Raw genomic sequence first — 24770 nt, 5'->3', positions numbered from 1 at the left:
CCATAAGACGCATTTGCAGGAACTTCGGCTGTTACGCCATGCGATTGGCTGGTTTCGGCTGCTCCTGTTCAGGCAGTCATCGGTCACCGGAGCGTGACATCCCGCATGCAACATCTTTGCGCTGCGGATATACCGCAATGTTCACGCAATCGAGATCGCGGAAAACGATCGTGCGGTCTGATCAAGGCCAGGATCGAAAGGTATTCCAATGAAGCTCGTTCCCCTCATCACTGGTCTGCTGGTGCTCACGCCAGTTACTGCATTCGCGCAGGCGCGCGATGTGCATGATGGGCCGACGTTCGAAGGCGTCAAGGTCGGCGCGGATATCGACTATCGGTGGACGACGGCCGATCATGCGCTTCCTCGAATTGCATCGAACATCGACAAAAAGAAGGGTGGTATCGGATATCGGGCACACGTCGGATACGATGCGCAGCTCGGCCAGACGTTGGTGATCGGTGCCGAGGGGGGGATCGGTCGCGGCGGCAAAAGGCTGTCTGCGGCAAGCCCTACGGGCGACTATACGCTTAAGCCGCGCTGGACTTGGGACGTTTCAGGTCGTGCCGGCGTACTCGCCGCGCCTTCTGTCCTGTTGTACGGCCGCGCCGGATATAGTTGGCTGCGGGTTCGGGAGCAGACGGACTTTCGCGCCATCACGTCGAGCGACCTTGGCACCGCGTCAACCAAAAAGGGCATACTTTTCGGCGGGGGAATCGAAGCAGCCGTTTCGCCGGGCCTGTTCGTCCGCGCCGAATACAACCGGATGAACTATGGCGAGGGCCAGAAGTCGTCGAAGGCCCTGTTGGGAGTATCGGCTGGATTCTGACGATACGATCAAACCGTTTTACGAACTGGCCGGGGGGCAATCCTCCGGCCAGGATCGCGTGCCGATCGCCAGGCTTAGGACAACGACATTGCGCATATTGCTGATCGAGGACGAGGCCGGAATGGCGACCGCACTCCGTACGGTCCTGGAGCGCGAGGGGTTCGTCGTGGATCATTTCGGCAACACGGCCGATGCCAGAGAAGCTGCCCGATCGGGAACCGCCGACATGGTTCTGCTGGATCGCACGCTGCCCGACGGGGATGGCCTGACGTTGATACCGGAGATACGTCGCGGCAATCCCGAGGTTTCGATTATTGTCATAAGCGCCCGAGGGGACCTTACCGACCGAGTGTCCGGCCTCGATACCGGCGCGGACGACTATCTGCCCAAACCCTTTGCCATGGAAGAGATGCTGGCCCGGGTCCGCGCCGTTCGACGACGCCCCTCCAGCGTCCCTGTCCGGCAGGTCCAACTTGGCAATCTCACCTATGACCTCGGGAATGACGAGGCGACAATCGACGATACACGCCTCGATCTTCCCCGGCGCGAGTTGCTCGTTTTGGCGGCGCTGATGCGACGGCGCGGCCGTACGGTCGCCCGCAATGCTCTGGAGGAAGCAGTATACGGGTTCGACGACGAAATTCAGTCGAATACGCTCGATTCCCACATCTCGCGGCTGCGGAAGCACCTGCTCGAAGCCGGTGGCACTGTCGAGATCCATGCGATCCGAGGTGTCGGCTATCTTGTTCGCCAAAGGTCATGACCGCGATGATGCCCAAGTCCCTGAAGCGGCAACTGATCGTCCGCTTCTTGTCGTTCCAAGTCGGCGTTCCGTTCGTCCTCAGCCTCATCTTCATCGTATGGCTGAACTATACTGCCGACGACGGTGTTGTGACGGCACCGAAGTTCGCCACTATTGCCGAGACGGCTATCCACCGTGACCTGGGAGGTAGGCTTCTTATCGAGGAAACGCCGGAACTGGCCGCATTGCGGCGTACCACCCCAGACTTCTGGTTTGTCGCTCGCAGCGGACGTGGCGAGATCGTTGGAACTGGCAGCGTCCCCTTAGGTTATCGTAAGCTTGCTCGTTATTTCAAAACCGGTCACTCGCTATCGGCCGACGGTGCGACGTCTGGCCAAATTCCGCTTGCAGTCATCTGGCGAATTTCAGGTCCCGCCGGTGAATTCAAGGTCTTGGGAAAGGGCGATTTGTTCAGCGCCACATTCGTGGTGCTGCTCATGTCCAACCTTTTGCTGCTCCCGGTTTTCGGGGTAATTGCGATCGTTACAATCGCCGCTACGCCGTGGATAGTTCGACGTGCCTTGGCGGGCGTCGCGGTGATCGCGCAGGCAGCACGAGGCATCGACATCGATCGCCGCGGCTCACGGCTGCCGCTGACCGACATTCCGTCCGAGGTCGTACCCCTGGTGGATGCCGTAAACGGCGCCCTCGAGCGGCTCGATCAAGGTTATGAACGGCACCAGCGCTTCATCGCTGACGCCGCGCATGAACTAAGAACACCGATCGCCATTCTTCAGGCCAAGATCGAAGCGTCCGAACCCTCCGCGATCGCGCACGGTCTAAGCCGTGACGTGGCCCGTCTGGCAACGTTGACCGAACAGTTGCTGGACATTCAACGCGCGGACCGGGGGGCGCCAATGGCATCTGTCGATCTGGCATCCTTGGCGCAACGGGTCGTCGGCGACCTCGCGCCGCTCGTCATAGCTAGCGGGGGCGAACTGGCGTTGGCGGTCACGCGAACCGGATGTGTACTCGCCGATGGGCCGGCCATCGAACGTGTTCTTGCCAATCTGGTCCAGAACGCAATCGAACACGGTGGCCAGATAGTTACGATCCATGTCGACAGTCCGGTGGTGGAAGTCGAGGATGATGGCCCCGGCATACCCGTTGAGGAGCGGAAACAGGTCTTCGAACCATTCTACCGCTTGCGAGCGCGTCAAACAGGGGCGGGGCTTGGCTTGAGCCTAGTCCGCCAGATCATGGACCGTCATGGCGGTCGTGTTGGAGTGCATGAGGCGCCGAATGGCGGGACGATCATGCGGCTGGAGTTGGCCGACGTGGGCAAAGGTTGACGATGTGTTTGAGGTTCAATCTCTAGACAAGATAAAGCCGCGCGTCAGAACGGCACCAAATACGCCATCGTGGCCCATCCCAATCATGGGTCAGCATCTTCAAGTATCGCTGAATAACTTGTTACTCGCCGCGTCCGCACTCTGGATTTCGCTCGCGGTGCCCGCCCGGGGTGCAGAAACTTGGGTGGTTCGAACGGACATTGGGGGCCATCCGGCGTTTTCCACAGTGACGATCGACCGGGAACGGGGTCGGTCTGCGGACGATCTCAACGGGGATCGCCTTGCCGATCGGCGTCCTGGAGGGCGGATTGTTTTCGGTACGACCGATACCGACGGCCGTGTCCTGCACTACGACGGGCGAATAAACGGCGCGCGCATCGATGGCGTTGTCCATGAACGCGACACCAACCACCCCGCAACGCATGTCTCGCATCCCTTCTCGGCGTGGGTCATACCGACGCGACCGGACGGGGGAGGGAGATCGATCGCTCTTCATCCCACCGACTATTCCATTGCCGGAGACGTAAGTCGGACGCCTGTGCTGACAATCTGGTCGGGCGATATCGTGCAAACAACAGAGATCGATCCAGGTGGCGTTGACGAACATGGTGGAGCTGGCGCGCTGCTCGGCAAATCCCAATCCAAGCCGCTCTTAGCCGCAGACGCGAAACGCGGCTATGCGGAGAGCCTCGACGCAACTGTCAGCCATGCGCTTGGTGTGACCCTCGTGCCGCAAGCCGGTAGCTTTGGTTTATCAATCCAGGTGATGTTTGATTTGGTTGCCAGTCAAGGCAGCCCGACGGACACCCCTTGTCCGACGGTCCCCGTCCCCGTCCCGGTCAAGTCGATCCTTAATGGCTTTGGAGCAGGACCCGAGTCCGAGATGCCCGTGTTATCGACCGGCGGCGACGGACAATCAGGGAGCCATATAAACTCCAAGGAAGTCCTGGCAGGCAATACGGTCTATCTGCCGGCTCAGCGGCGTGGTGCATTGCTATATTTTGGCGATGCCGATGTGCTTCCAGACGAAAGTGACATGAAACAATATGCTTTCGAGACTTTGGTCGACGGGACCGTCAAATTTGATGCCAACAAGGGCTGCGAAGTGCAGAAGTCGCACGTTGAAACACGGGCGAAATGATTGTGCAATGTGCGATAGCCATACATTCCGCATGAGATCTGCTAAAAAGCACATAGCCTCTCAACAGAACCGCCAAGACCTACCAGTTCAGGTCGTCACAATCGTCGTTGCCAATCGCGAGATTAGCTATTGCCGGGGGCGTGCTGTATCTTTGTGCCGGTCACTAATGAAAACACGTTCCTTGGCCCATGCTTGTCGACTGCGACACGTGATGCCCGGCCCCCCGGGGCGTGGGTCCGCAACCTGGCTGTCTGAATAGAATCTTATGCAGTATGTATCGCGGTCGGGAACGTACATGGCTCGGTATCGCGACGTTTGCGTAACGCGCTTGTCCGATGCCCAGGCAGGGGGGGCGGCCAAAAGAGCGGCTGCGGCGGTATATAGCATGACAAACTTCATATTCTGATCCTCAGGTCGTCATCAGGGTGCATCAGGTGCCCGTCATATCATGCGAGATGCGTGCCAGTTTCGTAACACACCTGCGGGCGGCAGCTGGAGCGTTGGCCACACCATTAAAATTCACTACGAACTTAAAAACGGCACCATTTTTTAGCGGAATGCACACTTCATGCGATCGTGGACGACGAATAGGAGACGGAGGGCTTCGTCTTCGGAACGATCAGTCTCGTTTCCGAAGGTGCCTAGATTCAGCGCGTTCCAACGCGTCGCCCGGATAGATGCTGATCCGGACATCATCGAGGTTGCGTTCGGTTCGGCCAGCATCAAGCTGCACCGAACTGCGCCACCAGGTGATGGCTTGGGCCGATGAGTCAGCGTCGCGGCAGGATGAGAGAAAGATGCATGCGCAGGCTCGTCTGGTCCGCTCTCGGTTTTATGTCGGCGCTGACGCTGACGCCATCTCCAGCCCATGCGTCCGAATGGTGGTATGCGAACAGCGGCGCTGGCCGCGTCGTGTTCGTCGATGCCAAATCGATCGAACGGAAGAAGGAGACCGTCACTTACTGGACGATGTATGTCATCCGCCCAGGCGACCCAGAAGTGCTGACCAAGTCCCATATGCGTGCGGAGTGCGGCAAGCGTCGGCTTCGGGTGCTGGAGATGCTGCGGTTCGACGCTGACGGCCACGCAATCGGTGGCGATGCTCCGCAGCGGCCTGGACCCGTCCTGCCGCTCGCACCGGACACGCTCGGCGATGCCGAGTTCCGCTTTGCGTGCGGCGACGAGTCGCACCGTGTCACTAACGACCTGTTTCAGCTCGCGGTCGACGAAGTGGCGTTTGCCGAAGCGTTGATCGCGCGGGGCGGCAAGCCCGTCGATGCGCATGATCTGCACCAAACGATGGTTGGCCGTGCGCATTCTGTCGCTCCTCCGCTCGATGCGAAGTCCGATAACGGTCAGGCGACACCGGACCCAACGCCGTCTCGCATCACGACGATCGCGCCCAACGCTGATGCCGACGATGACCCTGCCGAAATCGCGCAATTGGAGGCGTCCTGCGACGGTGGGACGATCGACGCGTGTTCGGACCTTGGCATGCGCTATTCCGAAGGCCGGAGTGTCGCTGAGGACGCCGTCAAGGCCGCGGTATTTCATGACAAGGCCTGCACGGGTGGCGTGTCCGACAACTGCAGCATGCTCGGCATCGCGTATAACGAAGGGAAAGGCGTTGTGCCCGACGCGACGCGCTCGGCCACCGCATTCGCCCACGCGTGCGAGTTCGGCGGGGCCATCGCCTGCGGCAATTTCGGACTGGCACTCATTAAGGGGAATGGGGTCGCCAAGGACCCTGAGCGGGCCGTCGCGTATTTCGACAAGGCCTGCGATGCCGGTGACGCCGCAGCCTGCACCAGCCTCGGCGCTGCCTACTCGTTGGGGGTTGGCGTAAAACCCGATGCGTGGCGCGCAAAACGATTGCTGGAGAAAGCCTGTAAAGGCGACGATGCGGGCGGATGTTATAATCTCGGTGTCGTCTATGATCAGGGGCTGGGCGTGAAGATCGATCCGGTCCGAGCCGTGTCGCTATATGTGAGCGCATGCGATCGGGACGATGCCGCCGCATGCGGCAATCTGGGCACGCTGGTCCAGAATGGCAGCGGAACCGACAAGGATGCCGTCCGGGCTGGAGCGCTGTTTCGCAAGTCCTGCGATCTCGGTGACGCCGATGGCTGCCTCAAGTTGGGCCGGGCCTACAACGCCGGATCGGGGATGACGCGCGATTTGAAACAGGCCGAGGTGTATTTTCGCCGCGCGCTGGCGATCGAGCCCGACAAGACCGATGCGCGCCGCGCCCTGTCTGATTTGCAAGGTGCGGGCGACACGGCATCACCAAGGACCGCAAAGTGACAAGAGATTTCACCTTGGCCCGGTTGCCTCGATCGCCATTGGGAGCCCGGTTCGAAGCCACGGCCCGGTCGCTCGTAACGCTTCTGCTTCTCACGGCTCTCGCAGGCGCAGCCGAACCCGCATCCGCATCCGAATGGTGGTACGTCGCACATGATGCGGGTCGCGCCCTGTTCGTCGATCGTCAGTCGATCAGCCGGGAAGGGGCGGTCGTCAGATATTCGGCGCTGCTGGCTTTGCATGATGCGGGCGGCCCGGCGGGGGAAACCAAATCCTTCATGCTGGCGAATTGCCGCGCGCAGACGATCGGCTGGCTGGGTATGGCGCAGTATGACCGCAAGGATATCCAGGGCGATGTCTCGACGCGCGGCGACGCCGATGCCGATATGACTAAGCCCGATCCCGCGACACTCGACGACGCGCAACTGCGCTTCGTCTGCAGTGCCGGCTCCGGTGCGTCGAGCGCAGCGTTCCCGATCGCGATCGACGAGATCGCCTTTGCCGATCGGCTCATCACAGGGGGTGAAGTGATGACTGATCCGCGCGCGCTGCACGACGCGATGGCAAAGGACCCGCGGGTGCCGATCCTCCGGTCGACCGCGCCCGATCCCCGTACGTTCGGCACGGTCCAGACCGTACGGCGTGGCGAACCGCTCGTACCGCCACGCGACTATAACAAGGGGACGCAGGTACCGCGCTCGGCCGAATACGATGCGGATACCGTCGGTACTATCTACGACGTCGCCTATCAGGGCATGGCCGATGGCGAGATCAGGTTTGAGGTCAGGGGGTATTCCGGCGATGACATGGTGCACCCGGGAAGCGGCCAGACCGAAAGCACGACGGTTGGGACGAAGACGGCCAACATCCGCGACCTCTCTATAACGATCTTGAAGGCGACATCGGAAGCGATCACCTACCGCGTCGCAATCGACAAGCCACCGTCGCGGGACGTCGAGATGTGCACGGGTCCAGATTGCGATGTGGTGTCCATCAAGGGGGGGGGCAGATGATCCGCCAGTTACCGCGCAAACGTCCAGAAAATGATGTCCACCTGCTACAGAGCGCTCGCCATGGCCGCTCTACGCACGGGATGCGTCTCTCCGTGGATCGGTAGCAATGCTCTTGCAATATGCCCGTTCGATATCGGAAGAAATCAAAGCAACCCCGCCTGACGGTCAGCCGAAAGCTATCGGCGCCAACAAGAGTAACTTTTGCGGTGTTCCGCATGATAGTTCGCTGTTTCGATGCCCAACCGTAACAGATCCCTTTGCTACGCCAGTCCGGTTTCGAGTGGCGCGGATCGCTAGTGGAATGGAGACGTTCGAGTGCAGCGGAGTAGCTAAAATGGAAGGAATGCGGTCCGACCGCTTCTAGGAACCGCTTTCTGGAAAACGTCCATACCGGACGCCCGCATGAAAACGCGCGATCAAAGCGCTGATCAGAAAGTCCAGCAAAACTGCTTAATATTAATGAGGTTAGCAATCTGGGAGAGTGGTTGATTAGTAGTTAATATTCTGTGTGTCGTTTATCATGACGCGTGAATGTTTGACATAATAATAACCTCCTGCAATTGATGCGCAATGGTGATTGGCGATTTATCAGCTGAGCATTATCTGTCCGCGTTACCTCAATATGTCGCTCGATCGAAATATAGCCATTTGCCGCAGGATCGGCCGTAAGCTTCGCTTGTGCCGCATACACGTCACCGATTGGCAGAGCATTTGTCGACAGGAGAACAATTTATGAAGCGTCTCGCGTTTATCTTACCCGTCGCGTCCCTGCTGTCGGCGTGTAATTCTACACCAACCGTTAAGGGAGAGAATGCCTCCCTCGCCGAAGTCGTCGCTGCAACCAAGGATGCGGTGAGGCTTGAGCCCGGTAAGTGGGAGACGACGGTTGCGATCCTGTCGGTCGAAGGTCCCGGCCTTCCCGCCGGCATGGCGGACGCGATGAAGCAGCAGTCGAAGTCTCAAAAGGTGCAGACTTGCCTGACGCCGGAACAGGCTGCAAAGCCCCCACAGGATATGCTGGGCGCGGCCAAGAACTGCACGTATGAGAAGTTCGAAATGGGCGGCGGCAAGATCGACGGCACCTTGGTGTGCAAGAACATGCCAGGTATGCCATCTGGCGAGATGCGCGCCACGACCTCGGGGAAATTCGCTAGCACGAGCTATGACGTTGTCAGTGAGGCGACGATGGAGATGCCGATGATGGGCGGCGCGCAGAAGGGTGGCAAGGTCATTACGAAAACTCAAGTTTCTGGCAAGCGTCTTGGCGAGTGCGACGCGCCAAAGGCGGGCTAGTGGTCTGGGGTCGATCAACGTTCATAATTTAAGGTCCAAGTGTTCGCTAGAGTGACGTCAGCACAGTTCGGAGTGCAGGTTGGCTTGAACAAACCTTGGATCCAATAGTGAACGTCGATCGGTCCCCCGCACCGTCAGCGGGCATCCGATACACATTGGTAATAACACTAGCCCGCCCGTCTCCTAAATGCTGTCTTGCCTTGATCGGTTATTACTGGACCCTGTAAGCCGTCATGTTCGAAAGGCTGATCTTTTAAGAATCTGCCTTTGACGCAGTCGACAAGAACGGGAACCTTCAATCAGCGGATTAATAGGTTTGATCTGTTACTTGCGGCGTTCTGTTTTGAGGCGAGCGGCCAGTGCACGCTGCGACGCGCGGACATAGGTACGGCAAGGGTCGGGGGTCGTGGCGAACCGACCGTTGCTACCGCTTTGCTCTACATGAGCCGTTATCAGGATGTCACACGGCAAAGTGTTCATGGTGGCGTAGGCGCGGCGAAAGCTCGCGACGACGGTCTGGCCCGCTGGCGATGAGTAGCGGTATCCCTTGGCCGCGACGGGGTTGAGGCTGGAGCCAAATACGATGCTGCGGCACTTCGCAGCCTCGCATGAGCGCCATGCCCAGCTCATGCTGCCGGCCGTATGTCCTGGCGTCGCGCGGGCGATGACGGTGGTATCACCAAGTCGCAGCTTCTCTGCGTTTGCGATAACGCGCACGTTTTGCAACGGAGGGAAACGCGAGTCGTAAGCAAGCTGGGGATCGTCGCTAGCCAACCGTCCAGTGCGCAGGGCTTGCGCGGCTCGGGGGCTCGCAATCACCGTCGCACCAGTGTCGCGGACCAGTGCCGCAAGTCCGCCAGCATGATCGAAATGTGGTTCGGTACTGAGAATGTATTTGATGTCTCGTGGACGAAAGCCGAGTTCGGCAACGTTAGCGAGAATCCTCGGTTCCGCCTGCGGCAACCCTGCGTCGACCAAGATCAGGCCGGCACCAGTATCGATCATCGCTATGTTGAGACCGCCAAAGCCGACCAGATAGGTTTTGCCGAAGACGCGCACCGGATTGACCGGCGCTAACCACTCGGCCTCGCGTTCTACCGCCAATGGCTTGGTCAGCGGGTCATCGGGTACTTGGCTCGATACCGGTCCAGAGAGGGCGGCTGCGGCCATCAGCATCGTTCTTGAAATCATCGTTCGTTCCCCTTTCCTCCCGATCATGAGGCCAGAGGACGATCCCGACAAAGGATCATATCTCGACAGAGTCATTAGTATAATTAATGGTTGGTAATGGATCGCGCGCAGCTTCCCCTCAACGCCCTTCGAGCCTTCGAGGCATCCGCCCGTCACCTGAACTTCACGCGCGCCGCCATCGAGTTGCGCGTTAGCCAGGGAGCGGTCAGCCATCAGGTTGCCCAGCTCGAACAGCGGCTTGGCACACGGCTATTCCACCGACTGCCACGGGGGTTGGCGCTGACGAACGACGGGCAAGGTTTGGTCCCCGTACTTGCGGAAGCGTTCGATCAGGTTGGGGCAACGCTTGATCGCTTCGCCGAGGGGCGCTTCCAATATACCCTGAATATCGGCGTTGTGGGCACGTTCGCAACCGGATGGCTGATCGAACGGCTCGAAGGCTTCACGACCAGCCATCCGCACATCGCCCTGTGCGTTTCGATCAACAACAACCGTGTCGATCTTGCCGGCGAGGCGCTCCACTACGCAATTCGCTTCGGCAAGGGCGCGTGGCACGGCACTTATGCCGAACCAATTTTGAAAGCGCCGCTAACACCGCTGTGCACCCCTTCGATAGCGAGACGTCTTCGAATACCACCGGACCTCCATCGCGAGACGTTGCTACGTTCGTATCGATCCGACGAATGGGCAGCATGGTTCGAGATCGCAGGTAGTCCTGCGCCGACCTCACGCGGTCCGATGTTCGATAGTTCTGTGTCGATGGCGAGCGCGGCGATGGCCGGGTTTGGCGTCGCGCTCGCACCTGCCACCATGTTTCAGCGGGAGATTGCCGCAGAGCGCCTAATCCAGCCTTTCGTTATAGAAGTCGATATCGGAAACTACTGGTTAACACGGCTGCATTCGCGAAAGGTTGACCCGGCGATGCAGTGCTTCCGCGATTGGTTAGTTAGTCAGACCTAGATCAATATCCATTCCATCGAATAGCTGCTGCAGAAGTTTTGCTACTTTGAATATCAGTGGGTGGCCGGTGTGTTTCGAAAAGGGAAAGGCAGGCGAGAAGGCCTCGTGTTCCTGGAATTGACCGAGTTTCAAACGCGACTGACCTTTTGATATCTGTCCAAGTCCAGTTTTGGAATGTTTGCCGGTGAGGCAACCTCCCGAGATTTAGATCACGCCGACTTTACCACCGCTTCGGTGATTGCCTGAAGCTTGGCCGCGTAGACCCGTCCGATCGGTAGAACGATGCCGCCCGAAAGTTCGGCAAGGCGGCCATTCCCCCCGGCCCGCGTCTCGAGCAGATGACGGATATTGATGGCATGGCTACGGTGAATTCGAACAAAATCAGCGGTGAGAAGAGCGAGTACCGCCTTTAGTGTCATCGTCACCACCACTTCCCGCCCATCGTCCGTATGCAGGATGCAGTAATCATCGTCCGCTTCGAGAAACACCATGCGCGAGGGTGAAATCACATGGTGGCGGGCACCGTCGCGCAGGGTCACGGTCGGCTCGACGGCAGGGACGGCGACCGGCACCTCTTCGACCGGCCCCGGTCGGAGGATTGCCGCTAGCCCGAGAGCGACCGAGGCACCGGCGGCCGCGACGTAATAGCCTGCATCGAGAAAGTCGGGGCCGACGATATGCGCACAAGCTGCCAACGACACTGCCACCGGTGCAAGAAGGATCGCCCGTCGATCACGTCGAGCCGCAGCCGGCAACGCGACTCCAGCGACTGCCAGCATGGCGACCTCGAAGACGGCGAGCGACTGCTGGTCCAGGCCACGCACGATCAGACATGCCACAATCATCGCCATGCCAGTGGCGACGACAACGATGGCACGCGCATTCATGAACACGCGGCTCGCAAATCCTACCAGTAGCAGGCCGACGATCGCCGTCAGGCCGATCAACGAGACCATACGACTGAGGTGCCAGGGATAGGTGTAGAGGATTACCAGCTTGCTGGTCTCGATCAATCCCTGCGCGATGACCGCGGCCAGGACCGCCAGCATTGGAAGCCCCGCCCGCCCGATCCTCCCGACGGACATGAACACCATCAGCGCCAATAGGACACAGGCTGGAAGCGCCAGCGTCGCCAGCGTCCATAGATAATGGCGAACCGTATAGGCATCGGCATCCTGTCGGGGCCCGATGGCAATCCGGTGGACGGGGCGTCCGACCGGGAGCCACAGATGGTGCGACGACAAGAGGATCGTTACCCGGTTGTCGCCAGGGCGGATCGAGGCGGGCGGCACGTCCAGGCTGACGCTGTAGCGACCCGGCACTTCGTCCGCCCGAACCGTGCCCGGCACGCCGTTCCGTCCAATAGCGACCCCGTTCCAGCGAACCTCCGAACTCGCCATCGCGTCGATCTCAACCGAAAGCGGATCGCCGAACTCGTTGGGCGGGACGTGGACAACCGTTGTGAGGATTGTGAGGGTAGAGCTTAGATCGATATACTCTGGAGTGACGGCTCGACACTGCACGGCCCGCCCGCCTTCGCACAGCTGCCAGCCCAATGTCGCGGTTGCCCATGAAGGGTAGCCGACGCACAGCGCGATCAACAGGGCAAGAGCGCGACAGGCTGTCATCGCAACGACACTAGCATGGCCGGGATCGTCGTTCACCGATCAGGTCGGGTGTTCACCGATCGGGTGTTTCATCTTGTCGCCGACGATGGAACGTGCCGGGCCAATAAACACAACAAAGAGTATGCCGCATGTCGCCTTCCCGCCTCGCTGCCCTACTTCTCTCCATCACTTCTCCAATCCTCACCATGCCTGCTGCGGCGGAAAGTTGGATCGTCCGCACTGACCTGTGGGGCAATCCGACCTTCTCCACCCTCACCATCGGTCATGCCGGCAACGACATAAGTGGCGATCTGGACGGCGATCGGATCGCCGGTAAAGGAGGACGCGACAGGATGACGCTGACGGCGACGGACGAAAAGGGCCGTGTATCGACCTACAACTTGCGCTTGCGGGGTTCTGAGCTGACGGGAATCGCCGACATGCCTGATACCAACGATCCCGCTGCCCGCGCTTCCCACGCGGTAACGGGATGGCGTGTCCCCGAGCAAGGCAGCGGTGGCCCCCGCACCGTCGAGTTCGTACCAAGTGACTACTCCAATAGCTGGAATGCTGATCGCCGCCCGGTCCTGGTGGTCTGGCCGGGCGATACGATCCACACCACGACGATCGACTCAGGCGGGGTGGACGAGCAGGGCAAGACACGTGCGCTGTTCGGAAACCCGCAGACCGGCCCCTTCTTCGTCGCCGGTGCGCAGCCCGGGGACACGCTGGCTGTCCACATTCGCAAGCTGAAGCTCAACCGCAACTGGGCCGACAGTCTCGATGCAGTCGTCGGGCGCGCGTTGGGCACGTCGCTGGTGCCGGAGGCGGGAAAGCTCGGTGCGCCGGTCAAGTGGCTTCTCGATCGTGAAGCTGGCCGTGCCCGCCCCGAAAAGGCCGACGGTGCGCTTGCCGGTTACTCGGTACCCGTCAGGCCGATGCTCGGCGGGCTCGCTGTCGCACCGGGGTTCGGGTTGCCTGCGATCTCAACGGGCGACACGGGGCGCTTCGGCGGCAACATGGACTTCCCTGAGGTGGCGGAGGGCAACATCGTCTACCTTCCCGTCCAGCAGCCCGGGGCCTTGCTCTACTTCGGCGATGCGCACGCCCTCCAAGGCGACGGCGAGACAACGCAATATGCGCTCGAAACCTCAATGGACGTGACCGTCACCGTCGAGGTCATAAAGGGCCGCGCCGTATCCATGCCCCGTGTCGAGTCCCCGACGCAGATCATGGTGCTGGGACAGGGGGGGGCAATCGACGAGGCCTTGAAGTCCGCCAGCACCGGCATGATCCAGTGGCTCCGCCAAGACTATGGCATGACGCTGTCGCAGGCGGCGCAGGTGCTGGGAACCGCGGTGCGATACAGCGTGCCCAACCTTGCGGGTCGCAGCGTTGGTGTCGCTGCCCGGATCGACAAAGCGTTTTTGCCCGCTGCCAAATAGCGGAACGGATTTGTTGCCGACTTATTACCGCCGGCCATCCCGAGCCCTGATGCGTGGTAGCCATATAGCGTGTCACTCGGCGTTTAGGCGGGCTGCGCAACAGGTTTTTGTGTTAAAAGCTATAACTGCCGCGCATGAATATAGATCGACCGTTAAATCCGAAGGGGGAAACAGCGTTGTAAGGCTGGGTGCCGGCATTGTCGGCGCCATTGGTCCCGGTCGCGACGCTGGAGACCGTTGAAGCAATGTTCTCGTCCGGATAAATGTCAAAGACGTTCTGCGCTCCCACGCTCAGCCTAAACGCACGGGTTGCCTGCCAGCCAACATCGATATCCGTCAGAATCTTGGCACCAAAGCGCTGGACGATGTCTGAGTTCGCCGCACTACCCGTCGAGGGAACCAAGCGAACGTCATAGCCCTGAACCAATGCTGCGACTTGGGCCGGCGTACGATTAAGCAACGCTACCGTCGCGACGCGCCCATACCGGGTGTTGGTGAGCGACAACGTGAACGGTCCCCGCGCATAGTTCAGATCCAGTGTGATCTTGTCGCGCGGTAGGCTGTCCGAAAAGCGAAGTTGCTGGGTGAGGTCAAAGAGCGGCGTGGTGATGCCCAGTGCCGCGATCGGCGCCGGGGTGCCCGCGATCCTGTCGAACGTCGTCTTGTTGTAATTGCCCGCAAGCGTGGCCGTGATCCGGCTTCCGTCTCCAAAGCGATGTCGGTAGTTCATGACCAGATCGATGCCCTTTGTCTCCGTGTCGACCGCGTTGGTCAGGAACGACAACGCAGCGAAGCCAGACTGGCCATTGGCGGCCAGATAGTTGGTCAGGCGGGCGTCCTGAAAGGTCGATGAAATGGCGATGCGGTCACGCACCTTGATACGGTAGGCATCGAGCGTCGCTGTAAATCCGCCGGCCTCGAAGACGGTACCGATAGATACGTTGCGTGACTGTTCAGGTTTCAGGTCAGTCGCGCCTGCAAGCCGCGCTGCAGGATTGTCGACTGCCGCCACTCGTACGATCGCCTGGGCGCCGTTGAGGATCAGCGTATTCGATGCGTTATAGCCGGACTGTGCCAGCGCAGGCGCGCGAAAGCCGGTGTTGTAAGAGCTTCGCAGCGCAAGCCCGCCGAACAGACCGAGCCGCCCGGCAGCCTTGAAATTCGTGGTACTGCCGAAGTCGGAATAACGTTCGTGCCTGGCCGCACCTGATAGCAGCAGCCGGCCGAAAAACTGCTTTTCCACTTCGCCATAGATCGCGACGCTATCGCGAGCGATCGACGCACGATCATCGGGTCCGTTGCTTGGTCCGGGTTGCGAACCTATCGGCCCCGGACGACCGGAGTTGGGCCCATCCGGGATCAATACCCCGCCATTGCGATAGCCATCGGGCGCCCCCGAGAAAAGACGGTAGGCTTCCTCGCGATACTCGGCGCCGAAAGCCAGTCTGAACGGCTGATCGTCACCGACCGGGATCTCTCGCGTGAAATCGAGGTTCGAGGTCCATTGATAAAAGTCGCTACCGCCACGGTAAAAGCGTGACGGGGAGGCAGCTCCCAAGGATACGTTGACGCTGTCGACGTAAGTCGTGCGGACGGTGCTGACGCCATACACGGTCGACAGGTCCCAACCGAACCCCGCCAGGTCGTCTCCACGCAGACCGATCGCGGTGGAGATATTCTCCAGCCTAGTGTCGAGGCCTGGGCTGTAACCGTCCGGGTAGAGCGCGCGTACCGTCTCGTCCTGTCCAGGACGGCGGAAGAAATACTGGATGTCGCCATCGAGGCGATTGTACCCACCAAAGCTGTAAAGTTCGGTCCCCCCTGGCAGGGGCGCGACGAGGTTGTAGAAGAGCTGGTAGTTTCGGTTTGGCTGATCGCCCTGCTGGAATACGTTCCGGTCGAACCCGGCTTCCCGCGGGTCGAGCGTCCCATTCGATGGTGTCAGTCCAACACCGGAGCCATAATTGCCAGAAGGCGCGACTGGCCGACCAGCGGCGTTCGTCCCGAAATACTGCTGCCGCGTATCCGCCCGCGCACGATTGGTGCCATCCCGATCTTGGTAAGCCGCGGTCAGGCGCAGGACGCCGTTCGCTCCGAGCGGGATGCCTGTGGAGGCACTTGCCTCGTAGGTGTCGCCGTCGCCTTTCGTAGTCTGCACATAGCCCGCCTGCGCGATGGTGCCGAGCGAGCGGTCGAGGATCATGTTGATCACCCCCGAGATCGCGTCCGAGCCGTATTGGGCGGCAGCACCATCGCGCAGCACTTCGATCCTCGACATGGCAAGGGTCGGGATGGCGTTGAAATCAACCGCGACATCGCCGCGACCGATGCCGTTGCTCGAATTGAGGTCGGCCGTTGTGTGGCGACGTTTGCCATTGACCAGCACGAGCAGTTCGCCGGCCCCTAGTCCGCGCAGGGAAGGTGGCTGGATGAAATCGCCGACACCTGATGCCAGCGGTCGCGGGGCGCTGAAGCTCGGCACCTGAACCTTCAGCATCTGGATGAGATCGACACGCCCGCTCTGTTGCAGAGCCTCACGCGATATGGCGTCCACTGGCGTCGACGATTGCGTTGCCGTGCGGCCACCAAAACGACTGCCGGTAACGATGATCTCGCCGGCCTCATCGTCGTCTTCGACTGCGTCGGCTTCCCGAACGACCTCCTGCGCCAACGCAGGCATCGGCATCGCAGCGGTGGCAGCAAGCGCTATCGCGAATGATCGCATGTAGATCCCTTAGGTGATGTTATCTTATTATGTTTGGCGGGTTGCCAATGGCCGCTTTTTTGAAGAGCGGAAGGCCTGGTAGCGCCGGGTTAGCGATTACCACCGTGGAGAAGTGGTATCGTCACTGGTCAGCGGCCTCGCCTGATCCACCCGCGGCATTTATTCGAGCGGTAAAGCTCGGTGCTCGGCCAAAGTCGGCTCTGCCAAACGGCCGGTCGCGAAACAGATACCCGTAGTAGAAATTGCGCAGCCTGGCGTGGAAGGCACGCACTCGGTCCTGATATGCCAGCTGTGCGCGAACGTCGGTGTCAGCCAGCCGGGTCAGTAAAGCCTGTACTCTCACCGAAGGCAGCACCCACCCAAGCATGCGCGCAGCGGCATCGCGGCGTTCCAACCCGCTTCGATAAGCACGGACCTTGGTCGCGACGCTTTCATCCCCGACCTGATGGAAGGCGAAATACCATTTGTAATGGAAGGCCGACCCAAGCGGGGCAGAGTCCGCCCATTCGGGATGACCGGCATAGAAGCGGCGCATCGTCGTTTCGCGAGGAATGTCCCAGGCGCGGTTGACCATCTCGCGCTGGGCAAGCGCGATCTCTGCGCCCTGACCGATCGGCACGGCGCGATTTATTGCGACGTGCGCCAGTGTCGGCAGGACGACCACCAGTACAAGCCAGCACGCTGCCAGCGTGGCAGCGTTTGCGACCGAGCTCCAGCGGAGACCCGCGACCAGTGCGGCGAGCGCCATCCAGAACAGGAGATAGGCGAGGATCACGGCGAGAACCGCCAGGATGGCTGCGCCCCCAACACCGGACGCTACCGCGGCAACGAGGAAGGGCACGGCAAGCGCCGCCCATAACAGCGCGATACGCAGCAGCATACGTCGCCGCAGCAGCGTTGCGCCGCCCCGCGGTAGAGCATCCAGCATCCGCAGCCGCCCCGCCTCGCGTTCTCCGGACGTCAGATCATGGAACAACGCGACCACGAATAACGGCGCGAGGAAGACGAGGACGAACGCAAAATCGAACCGGCCTGGCAAAGCGAGTTCAGGATTGAAGACGTCGCCATCATAGATCTGCGCTTCCAGCCCCAACGCCCGGACTCGCAGGATGTAAGGCGAGACGTCGCGCATCCCGAGTGCGGCGAAGGCCAGGGGGGACGGTGCGTCCCAGGTTGGGTGGAAGCTGTAATAGCCCGCACTGCCCGCGTCCTTGGTCCGATCGACATAGTCGGCAACGGCCGCAATATCTTCGGATTGCGCGGCCGGGATTGCGGCGATCGCGGTGCGCTGCCGGGAGATTTCCACCATGCCTGCGGTGACGGCAGCGGCGGTGAGTATCGCCAGCAGGATCAGTGCCACGACGCTTAGTCGCGCACGGAGCAACAGGCGTAGTTCATGCATCCATAAGGTCATTGACGGGCTCCCAGACGACGGGTCACCCGTGTGAGCAGCAGCGTGGCGACCGCCAGCCACAGTCCCAGAATAATGATCCCGGGCAGTGCTGAGGTTGCAAGCGACGCAGCGCTTGGCGCAACGAAGGCGAATTCAGGCATATGTTGCCAATTGTCCGCTGCGATCCGCTTGCGGCGATCGGCGCCCGCATCCTCCGCTATATCGTCGGCGTAGCTGACATTTCTCGCCTCCATCCGGTTGAGACGTTGCACAAGGGCGTAGCGATACGTCTCCGCCTGTTCGAGGAAACGGCGATGTCCGGCAAAGTCGGTGTTCGCCGCGGCCATCGACAGCGCGCGGATCGCGATCGTCGGGCTCAGCACACCGATCGCATCGACCAACCGGTTCTGAGCGGTCTGCGCTGCGAAGCTGGCACCTGCATAGCGATCGAACAGGCCGGAGGTCAGCCGCTCCCCCTCCATTGCCAGCAAGCCCTTGTAGTTCACGGGCAGATCCTCGACCCGGGTTACGCCGTAGCGTTGCAGGACCGACTGCTTGAAGGCCGCCAGATGCGGATCGTCGGGATTGTGACTGTCGCCCAGCTGGCGCAGGTCGCGCGCAATCGCGACATCTGTCTGAAGACGGTTCTGGAGAGGCACCGCGGCCCCCGCAATGTCGGGGGCGATGCGCGGCAGCAGCACGACCGCGACCGTCCATATTGCCAGCAGTGCAAGGAGGGCATCGCGCCCGCGTCGGGCAAAGCTCGACGCGAGCAGGATCAGGACGACCCACAGTGCGAGATACAGCGCATAGCCAAGCCCGATGGCCGCCATTGGTAACGCCAGCGTGCCGGGTTGCGCGACGACTGCGACAAAACCGACCATCGCCGGCAATTCGACGATTACGGCCACGATCCCGAGCGCGGCAAGCTTGCCACGCACCAGCTGTCCGCGCGACACGCCCTGTAACATCAGCAGCTGCAGCGTCCCTCGCTCGGTCTCGCGCGCCAACACGCCGAAGCCCAGAAAGATCAGCAGTAGCGGCGCTACGACCTGGAGCACGAAGGCTGGGGTCAGTTGCCCAAAACGCACCAGCAGCGAGCTTTGCCGGACGTCGCCGAAATTGGCGCTGTTCTGGCGGTGGCCTTCGAGAAACATGCTGTTGCCCGTGAAGGCATCGACACCGGGATCGAACGCGGCCAACGCCCCCAGCGGTCGATAGATGAAGGTGCCGTAATGGACCATGCGGTGCGGGTGGCGATCAGGTTGAGCCTTGAACGCCGCAGCGGCCACCTGCTGATGCCGCGTGCGCAGCTCGGCAATGGCCCGCTGGTGCGACCATGAACTGAGTACAGCCGCCAGGGTCAGCAGGACGAGCAGAACAAGCGCGATCACCGCGACGCGGTTGCGTGCCATCAACCGAAGTTCGTCACGCGCGATCAGGTGGATCGCACTCATGCCGCACGGGTCCCTATGCCGACCTGGAACCGGGCGTGCAGGGCCCGAATATCGAACCGTTCAGATCCGGTCGCCGTGACATCCTCGACGATCCGGCCCTGTTCAAGGAAGGCTATGCGGTCGGCGACATCGGCCGCGGATAAGAGGTCGTGCGTTACCATAAGCACCGCGGTGCCACGGTCGCGCACTTTCAAGAGCAGCGCGTTGAAGTCGGCGGTTGCGCGCGGGTCGAGACCAGAGGTCGGCTCGTCGAGCAGCAGCACCGGCACTTCGCGCAGCAGCGCCACCGCAATCGCAACCTTCTGCCGCATCCCCTTGGAGAAGCCGCCCAGCCGCTGGTCCCACGCCCGGTCCTGCAATCCGGCAGCAGCCAGCGCAGCGGTGATCGTTCCTCGGTCCTGACGTTGATCGGCAAGTGCCAACAGGTAATTGGCATTTTCAACCGCGCTCAGATGCTCGTACAGCGCGACGTTCTCGGGGAGATAGGCAATGCGTCGGCGTGCCGCGTCAGCGTCAGCCCCTGGATCGATGCCGCAGACTGCGATCTGTCCCGCATCGGCGCGCACAAAGCCAAGCAGAGCGGACAAGGTGGTGGACTTGCCCGCTCCGTTGCCGCCCAGCAACGCCGTGATGCTGCTGGCGGGAACGGTAAGCGAAAGACCGTCGAGAACGCGATGGTTGCCGTAGGCAAGTGCCAGTTCGTGAATGGCGATAGGGTTACCGTTGTTATCGGGCATAGGCCTCAATCTGCAAGCGACATGATATAGCGTATCATACGGCGTTGTTACTGCGTTGCAACATCGCATGGTGAGAAAGGGGGCTGGGAGCGCGCGACACGCGGGTCAGCGCTTCTGACGACTATCCCTTGTTGAACTATTCGTTCGACAGGTTCTTTATCGCTCTGGTGCCAGAACCAGTGGTTGTGGCCCTGGCAAGCCAGCAAGCGACTTCCGCACCTTTGGGAAGCGATACCGCGGTCACTCCTCACAGCGGACGGGATAGACGCGCACCTGACTGTTCGGTAGCCGCTCCGCGAACCAGGTCAGCCGCGCTTGCGGATCGGCGGCAAATTCCGGCTTGGCAGCGAGCTTCGATTCGAATGCCGTACGCAGCGTTGTGTCGGCCGCGAGCATCGCTTCGGCCAGCGGCGCCGACACGAACGCTTCCGCCACTTGCGCCCCTGCCACTACCTCGGGAAAGAAGCCCCAGGCGAGGAACGAGTCCTGGCTTTCCGGCTCCAGCAGCGACGCGGCGAGCAGCCCCAGCGGCTGGTCGGCTGGCACGCGCAGGCTGCCGGCTGGCATTGTCTCGCGGACGGAAGCGTGAACAAGCCGCGTTTCTACCGGCACGCGGCCTTCACTCGGCGCTTTCAACTTCGGGTCGAGCAAAGTGGTGCGATCGAGCGTCATCGCCCGCGGCGCGGGAAGCACCTCGAAGCCGATACCGTGCAGTCGCAGCCGGTCGATCACCTCCGTCTGTGCAGGCGGCACCCACCAGGCGGTGGGTAGCCGCAGCGTTTCAGTCGGCTCCTGCCCGATGATCGGCATGCGCCAGGTAACGGGCCGACCCAGCCAGCGCTGTTCCAGCCGCCCGGTCGCGGGCGATCGATACCATTCGAGCGCAACTCCCTTGAAATTCTCGACCCACCCGATCGGCGTTTCTCGCGGTTTCCACTTCGTCATCAGTGTCGCCGGGCGGCTTGCCCGGTCCGCAGCCTTGGCAGCCGCGATTTGCTTCGCGTCGCGTGCCGCGACCCTTAACGCCTCTTCCAGGAGCACATAGGTGCCGAGCACGCGCTGCCGATAGGGCTTAAGCATGTGGTTCTCGACCAGCACCGTCGGCATGCCGATGAAATCGCCATAGCCGGTGGAATAGCGCGGCCCTTCGGGGCTGTAGCGGATTCCGCGGGTCGGATTCCGCGTATCAATCGGGCTGGGGTATATGATCGGCGTGTGGCCGGACGCGGTCAGCGCGCTGGACACCGCCGGACCGAACCGCGTCTGAAGCCAGTCGGCGGTCGCGCGATGGCGCGCATACGTCCCCCACCCCGCATAGGTATAGGTCACGTCATACTGCATGTCGAAGCCTTCGCTGACATGGCAGTCAATGTAGAGGATCGGGTCAAGCGAGCGGATCAGCCCGATCATCGCGCGCGTTTCGGGCGCGTCCGCCTTGGCATAGTCGCGGTTCAGATCGATGTTGCGTGCGTTGGCATCGGTACCCTTTTGCACCGGCCCGCGCACATGCACGAAATTGTACGCGCTGCGCTGCTCGTGCCCATCGACGTTGTAGATCGGCACGAACACCAGATCGACGCGATCAAGGAGGCCGTCCTTGCCGCGCAATGCTATGTCCCGCAGCAACATCAGTCCGGCGTCCTTGCCGTCGATCTCGCCGGAATGAATGCCCCCTTGGACAAGCACGACCGGCTTGCGCGCGGCACCCTTGTGCGCTCGGACCATCAGGAGATCACGTCCTTCGCCGCTTCTACCAAACGTCTCCATTTTCAAAAGCGGCGATGCTTTGACGAGCCTTTTGAGCCAGGCTCGTGTCTCGGCATAGGTGGGAGTGGTTTGGAAACCGGCACGTTCGGCCGGCGTGATCCAGGGGTCGTCCGCGCCCACGATCAGTCGCTCGCTCGCTCCCGACCAAGGCAATACAGGGGGCAGAACGCTTTGAACATCAACTGCTTGCGTGTGCGCAGGCGACGAGAGCGGCAGCAACACTGTGGAGAGCAGGAGGGCGAAGCGGCAAGTTCCACGCGAGGATCCGAAGAGAACACGATGAGATAACATATCTTTCCTCTTGCATGATTTGCTGCGCAGCAGCAAGAGCTGCCGATTAGTTCCACGAAGGGGGATAACGTGGCGACGCAATGGAAGATGATGCTACTGACAGGGGCAGCGCTGCTGACGGCAGATCGCGCGGCAGCACAAGCCGCGAAGGCGATCCCCGACGATCAGGCCGGGGCGACCGAAGCGGCCGACGGCAATGCTGACATCACCGTGACTGGCCTGCGCCAGCAGTATCGCGGCGACGTGCCCTTGCGCGAACTGCCCCAGAGCGTGCAGGTTCTGTCCGCCGAGAAGCTCGCCGATGCCGGGATCACCCGGCTCGATGACGCTCTCGATTTCGCCAGCGGTGTTTCGCGTCAGAACAATTTCGGCGGGTTCTTCGACAGTTTCGCTATTCGCGGCTTTGCGGGCGATGATAATACCGCGAGCAGTTACCTGCTCAACGGCTTTCCCGCCTCGCGCGGCTATGGCGGCATCCGCGACACATCGAATGTCGAGCGGATCGAGATCCTGAAAGGCCCGTCTTCGGCGCTATTCGGCCGCGGCGAACCGGGCGGCGCGATCAACATCGTTACCAAGAAGCCGCAGTTCGATCGCTTCGCGGCGGGCGTGACCGCGGCCTATGGGAGCTTCGATCGGTTCCGGGGCGAGGCGGATATCAACGCGCCGATCGCTGGCAGTGTCGCGCTGCGTGTGACCGGCGCCTATGATGAGGGCGACAGCTTCCGCGATTTTGTGCATTTCAAGAAGTATACGGTGACGCCGTCCGTCCTGGCCGCGCTCGATCGCGACACTCGGCTGTCCTACGAACTGGAATATGTGCGCCAGGAAGCGCCGTTCGATCGCGGCATCGCGGCCGTTAACGGCGATCCGCAGGGCCTGCCACGCGGGCTCTTTCTTGGGGAGCCAGGCGACGGCGACATCGTCGTCGATGCATTGGGCCATCAGGTGCAGCTCCAGCATGACTTCAGCAAGCGCTGGTCGCTGCTGCTCGGTGGCTCCTATCGCAACACCAGCCTTGAGGGTTTCTCCAGCGATCCCGAGAATGTCGACGGGCGTCAGCCCTATTTTAGCAACGCTGCCGTTGCGACGACGCCGATCCTGTCGCGCCAGCGGCGGTTCCGAAACTATGACACCAAGAATCTAGTGTTCCGCGCTGAACTGAGCGGGCACCTCGACACTGGTAGCATCCGACATCACCTGCTGTTCGGTGCTGATTACGACGAGTTTGACCTGGCCACCCGTCAGGACCGGTTCCGTCCCGGCACCGGTGCGAACGCACTGAGTGCGTCGGCGACGCCTGCCCAGCTTGCCGGTGCGAACGCGATCAACGTCTTTGCACCCGTTTATGGCAATTTGCCCTCACTCGTGCCGTTCACCGATCAACGCGAGCGGCAGTGGAGTTGGGGACTGTATCTCCAGGACCAGATCGATGTTACCGACGCACTGAAGGTACGCCTCGGCGGTCGCTACGATCATCTGGAACAGCAAGTCGATTTCCGCATCCGCAGCGCGGCCGGCGTACCAGCGCTCGCCGCACGGCAGGTGCAGCAGCGTTTTAGCCCGCAGGTCGGTATCGCCTATGTCGTGGGTGTACCGTTGACCCTTTACGCCAGCTATGCCCGCGGCTTTCGGGCGAATGCCGGCACGGGCGCACCTGACACGCGCGGCGCCGCCACGTTGTTCCAGCCCGAATATACGCAAAGCTATGAAGTGGGCGCCAAGTTCGCCGCCTTTGGGGAGCGGCTGACTGGAACGATTGCACTGTTCCAGCTCGACAAGGAAAATGTGCTGACCGCCGATCCGACCAATCCCGGATTCTCCCGCGCACTGGGCAAGGCGCGCAGTCGGGGTATCGAGTTCGATGCGGACCTGTCGCTGCCTGCCGATCTGCGGCTAGCTGTAACCTTCGCCTATCTCGATGCGGAAGTTAGAGCCGCGGCATCGGATCCCAATTTCGGTTACCAACTGCGTATTGGCGATCCGCTCATAAACATTCCGAAAACCAGCGGCTCCGCGCTGCTGTTCAAGGACTTTACCTTGGGCGATCGCACGCTGACGATCGGTGGCGGCGTCAACTATGCGGGTCAGCGGCTTGGCGAGACCGGGTACCGTTTTCCGGACGGTTCGTTCTTCAAGCTGCCGACTTACACAACGGTAAGGCTCCACGCCGCCATCGACATGACCGACACTGTCCGGATCTCAGGCGAGGTTACTAACCTGTTCGATCGGGACTACTCGTCTAGCAGCTATTCGCGCGTGTGGATTCAGCCTGGTGCGCCGCGTCAGTTTCTCGTGCGCGCCGGCTTCAAGATCTGATGGCCCCCTGTATGGCTTGCGCGTGTAGGTGTTAACATATGGTGGCGTCAGAACCGAACGGCTTGACACTGCCTACGATACGCGGCTTTTGCGGGGTCACGGTGTCAGAACCTAGTGTCATAATGCCTGTTGCGGAATTGGCCTTCTATGGGCATCCATAACCGGATTTGGAGCCGTACTTGCCCAGCTTGAGGTGAACAAACGATCGCT

At 61.1% G+C, this 24770-nt stretch carries 17 protein-coding genes; 10 read left to right on the top strand and 7 right to left on the bottom strand.

The window, feature by feature from the left end:
- Positions 1 to 208 precede the first annotated feature (208 nt).
- From C8J42_RS17015 to C8J42_RS16985, 7 genes are all read left to right on the top strand, one after another.
- Positions 209 to 826 (top strand): outer membrane beta-barrel protein, encoded by a 618-nt coding sequence (locus tag C8J42_RS17015; protein ID WP_133021025.1) that lies wholly within the window; start codon positions 209 to 211, stop codon positions 824 to 826.
- 88 nt (positions 827 to 914) lie between these two features.
- Positions 915 to 1589: a response regulator transcription factor gene (locus tag C8J42_RS17010; RefSeq protein WP_133021024.1), complete on the top strand. Its 675-nt coding sequence runs from the start codon at positions 915 to 917 to the stop codon at positions 1587 to 1589.
- A complete protein-coding gene (locus C8J42_RS17005; protein WP_133021023.1) occupies positions 1586 to 2920 on the top strand; it encodes a HAMP domain-containing sensor histidine kinase in 1335 nt (444 codons plus the stop codon). Before C8J42_RS17010 ends, C8J42_RS17005 begins: the two co-directional genes overlap by 4 nt.
- Before the next feature lie 4 nt (positions 2921 to 2924).
- Positions 2925 to 4061: an acetamidase gene (locus C8J42_RS17000; RefSeq protein WP_165895526.1), complete on the top strand. Its 1137-nt coding sequence runs from the start codon at positions 2925 to 2927 to the stop codon at positions 4059 to 4061.
- Positions 4062 to 4862: 801 nt separating this feature from the next.
- Entirely contained in the window at positions 4863 to 6365 is a 1503-nt protein-coding gene (locus C8J42_RS16995) for a tetratricopeptide repeat protein (protein ID WP_165895525.1), read from the top strand.
- Entirely contained in the window at positions 6362 to 7375 is a 1014-nt protein-coding gene (locus C8J42_RS16990) for a surface-adhesin E family protein (RefSeq protein ID WP_207897163.1), read from the top strand. Before C8J42_RS16995 ends, C8J42_RS16990 begins: the two co-directional genes overlap by 4 nt.
- 732 nt (positions 7376 to 8107) lie before the next feature.
- A complete protein-coding gene (locus C8J42_RS16985) occupies positions 8108 to 8668 on the top strand; it encodes a DUF3617 domain-containing protein (protein ID WP_133021019.1) in 561 nt (186 codons plus the stop codon).
- Between the two features lie 324 nt (positions 8669 to 8992).
- Here the strand turns inward: C8J42_RS16985 and bla are convergent, their stop codons facing one another.
- Positions 8993 to 9844, bottom strand: coding sequence for a subclass B3 metallo-beta-lactamase (gene bla, locus C8J42_RS16980; RefSeq protein WP_133021018.1), 852 nt, complete (start codon positions 9842 to 9844; stop codon positions 8993 to 8995).
- A gap of 111 nt (positions 9845 to 9955) precedes the next feature.
- Here bla and C8J42_RS16975 point away from each other — a divergent pair, with 111 nt between their 5' ends.
- Positions 9956 to 10819 carry a LysR family transcriptional regulator gene (locus C8J42_RS16975; RefSeq protein WP_133021017.1) on the top strand — a complete coding sequence of 288 codons (864 nt, stop codon included), beginning with the start codon at positions 9956 to 9958 and terminating at the stop codon, positions 10817 to 10819.
- A gap of 209 nt (positions 10820 to 11028) precedes the next feature.
- On the opposite strand, the gene C8J42_RS16970 is transcribed toward C8J42_RS16975, so the two are convergent.
- Complete coding sequence (locus C8J42_RS16970; protein WP_207897162.1) at positions 11029 to 12483, bottom strand: LytTR family DNA-binding domain-containing protein; 1455 nt, start codon at positions 12481 to 12483, stop codon at positions 11029 to 11031.
- Positions 12484 to 12575: 92 nt separating this feature from the next.
- Between C8J42_RS16970 and C8J42_RS16965 the strand changes: the two genes are divergently transcribed.
- Positions 12576 to 13871, top strand: coding sequence for an acetamidase/formamidase family protein (locus C8J42_RS16965; protein WP_133021016.1), 1296 nt, complete (start codon positions 12576 to 12578; stop codon positions 13869 to 13871).
- 112 nt (positions 13872 to 13983) lie between these two features.
- Here C8J42_RS16965 and C8J42_RS16960 read toward each other — a convergent pair whose 3' ends face one another.
- From C8J42_RS16960 to C8J42_RS16940, 5 genes are all read right to left on the bottom strand, one after another.
- The gene (locus C8J42_RS16960) at positions 13984 to 16557 is read right to left on the bottom strand and encodes a TonB-dependent receptor (protein ID WP_133021068.1); all 2574 of its coding nucleotides are present in this window, start codon (positions 16555 to 16557) and stop codon (positions 13984 to 13986) included.
- Between the two features lie 160 nt (positions 16558 to 16717).
- Complete coding sequence (locus C8J42_RS16955) at positions 16718 to 18010, bottom strand: DUF3526 domain-containing protein (protein ID WP_133021015.1); 1293 nt, start codon at positions 18008 to 18010, stop codon at positions 16718 to 16720.
- Positions 18007 to 19446 (bottom strand): DUF3526 domain-containing protein, encoded by a 1440-nt coding sequence (locus C8J42_RS16950; protein WP_133021014.1) that lies wholly within the window; start codon positions 19444 to 19446, stop codon positions 18007 to 18009. Before C8J42_RS16950 ends, C8J42_RS16955 begins: the two co-directional genes overlap by 4 nt.
- Entirely contained in the window at positions 19443 to 20183 is a 741-nt protein-coding gene (locus C8J42_RS16945) for an ATP-binding cassette domain-containing protein (RefSeq protein ID WP_133021013.1), read from the bottom strand. Before C8J42_RS16945 ends, C8J42_RS16950 begins: the two co-directional genes overlap by 4 nt.
- Positions 20184 to 20423: 240 nt before the next feature.
- On the bottom strand, positions 20424 to 22241 hold the full coding sequence (locus tag C8J42_RS16940; RefSeq protein WP_133021067.1) for a M14 family metallopeptidase: 1818 nt from the start codon (positions 22239 to 22241) through the stop codon (positions 20424 to 20426).
- A 69-nt stretch (positions 22242 to 22310) separates the two neighbouring features.
- Between C8J42_RS16940 and C8J42_RS16935 the strand changes: the two genes are divergently transcribed.
- Positions 22311 to 24560, top strand: coding sequence for a TonB-dependent receptor (locus tag C8J42_RS16935; RefSeq protein ID WP_243644554.1), 2250 nt, complete (start codon positions 22311 to 22313; stop codon positions 24558 to 24560).
- Positions 24561 to 24770: the final 210 nt, after the last annotated feature.

Origin of the sequence: Sphingomonas sp. PP-CE-1A-559 (genome assembly GCF_004340965.1) — a bacterium.
Lineage (GTDB): Bacteria > Pseudomonadota > Alphaproteobacteria > Sphingomonadales > Sphingomonadaceae > Sphingomonas.
Note: the sequence above shows the minus strand (reverse complement) of the source record. Positions and strands in the feature narration are given on the sequence as shown.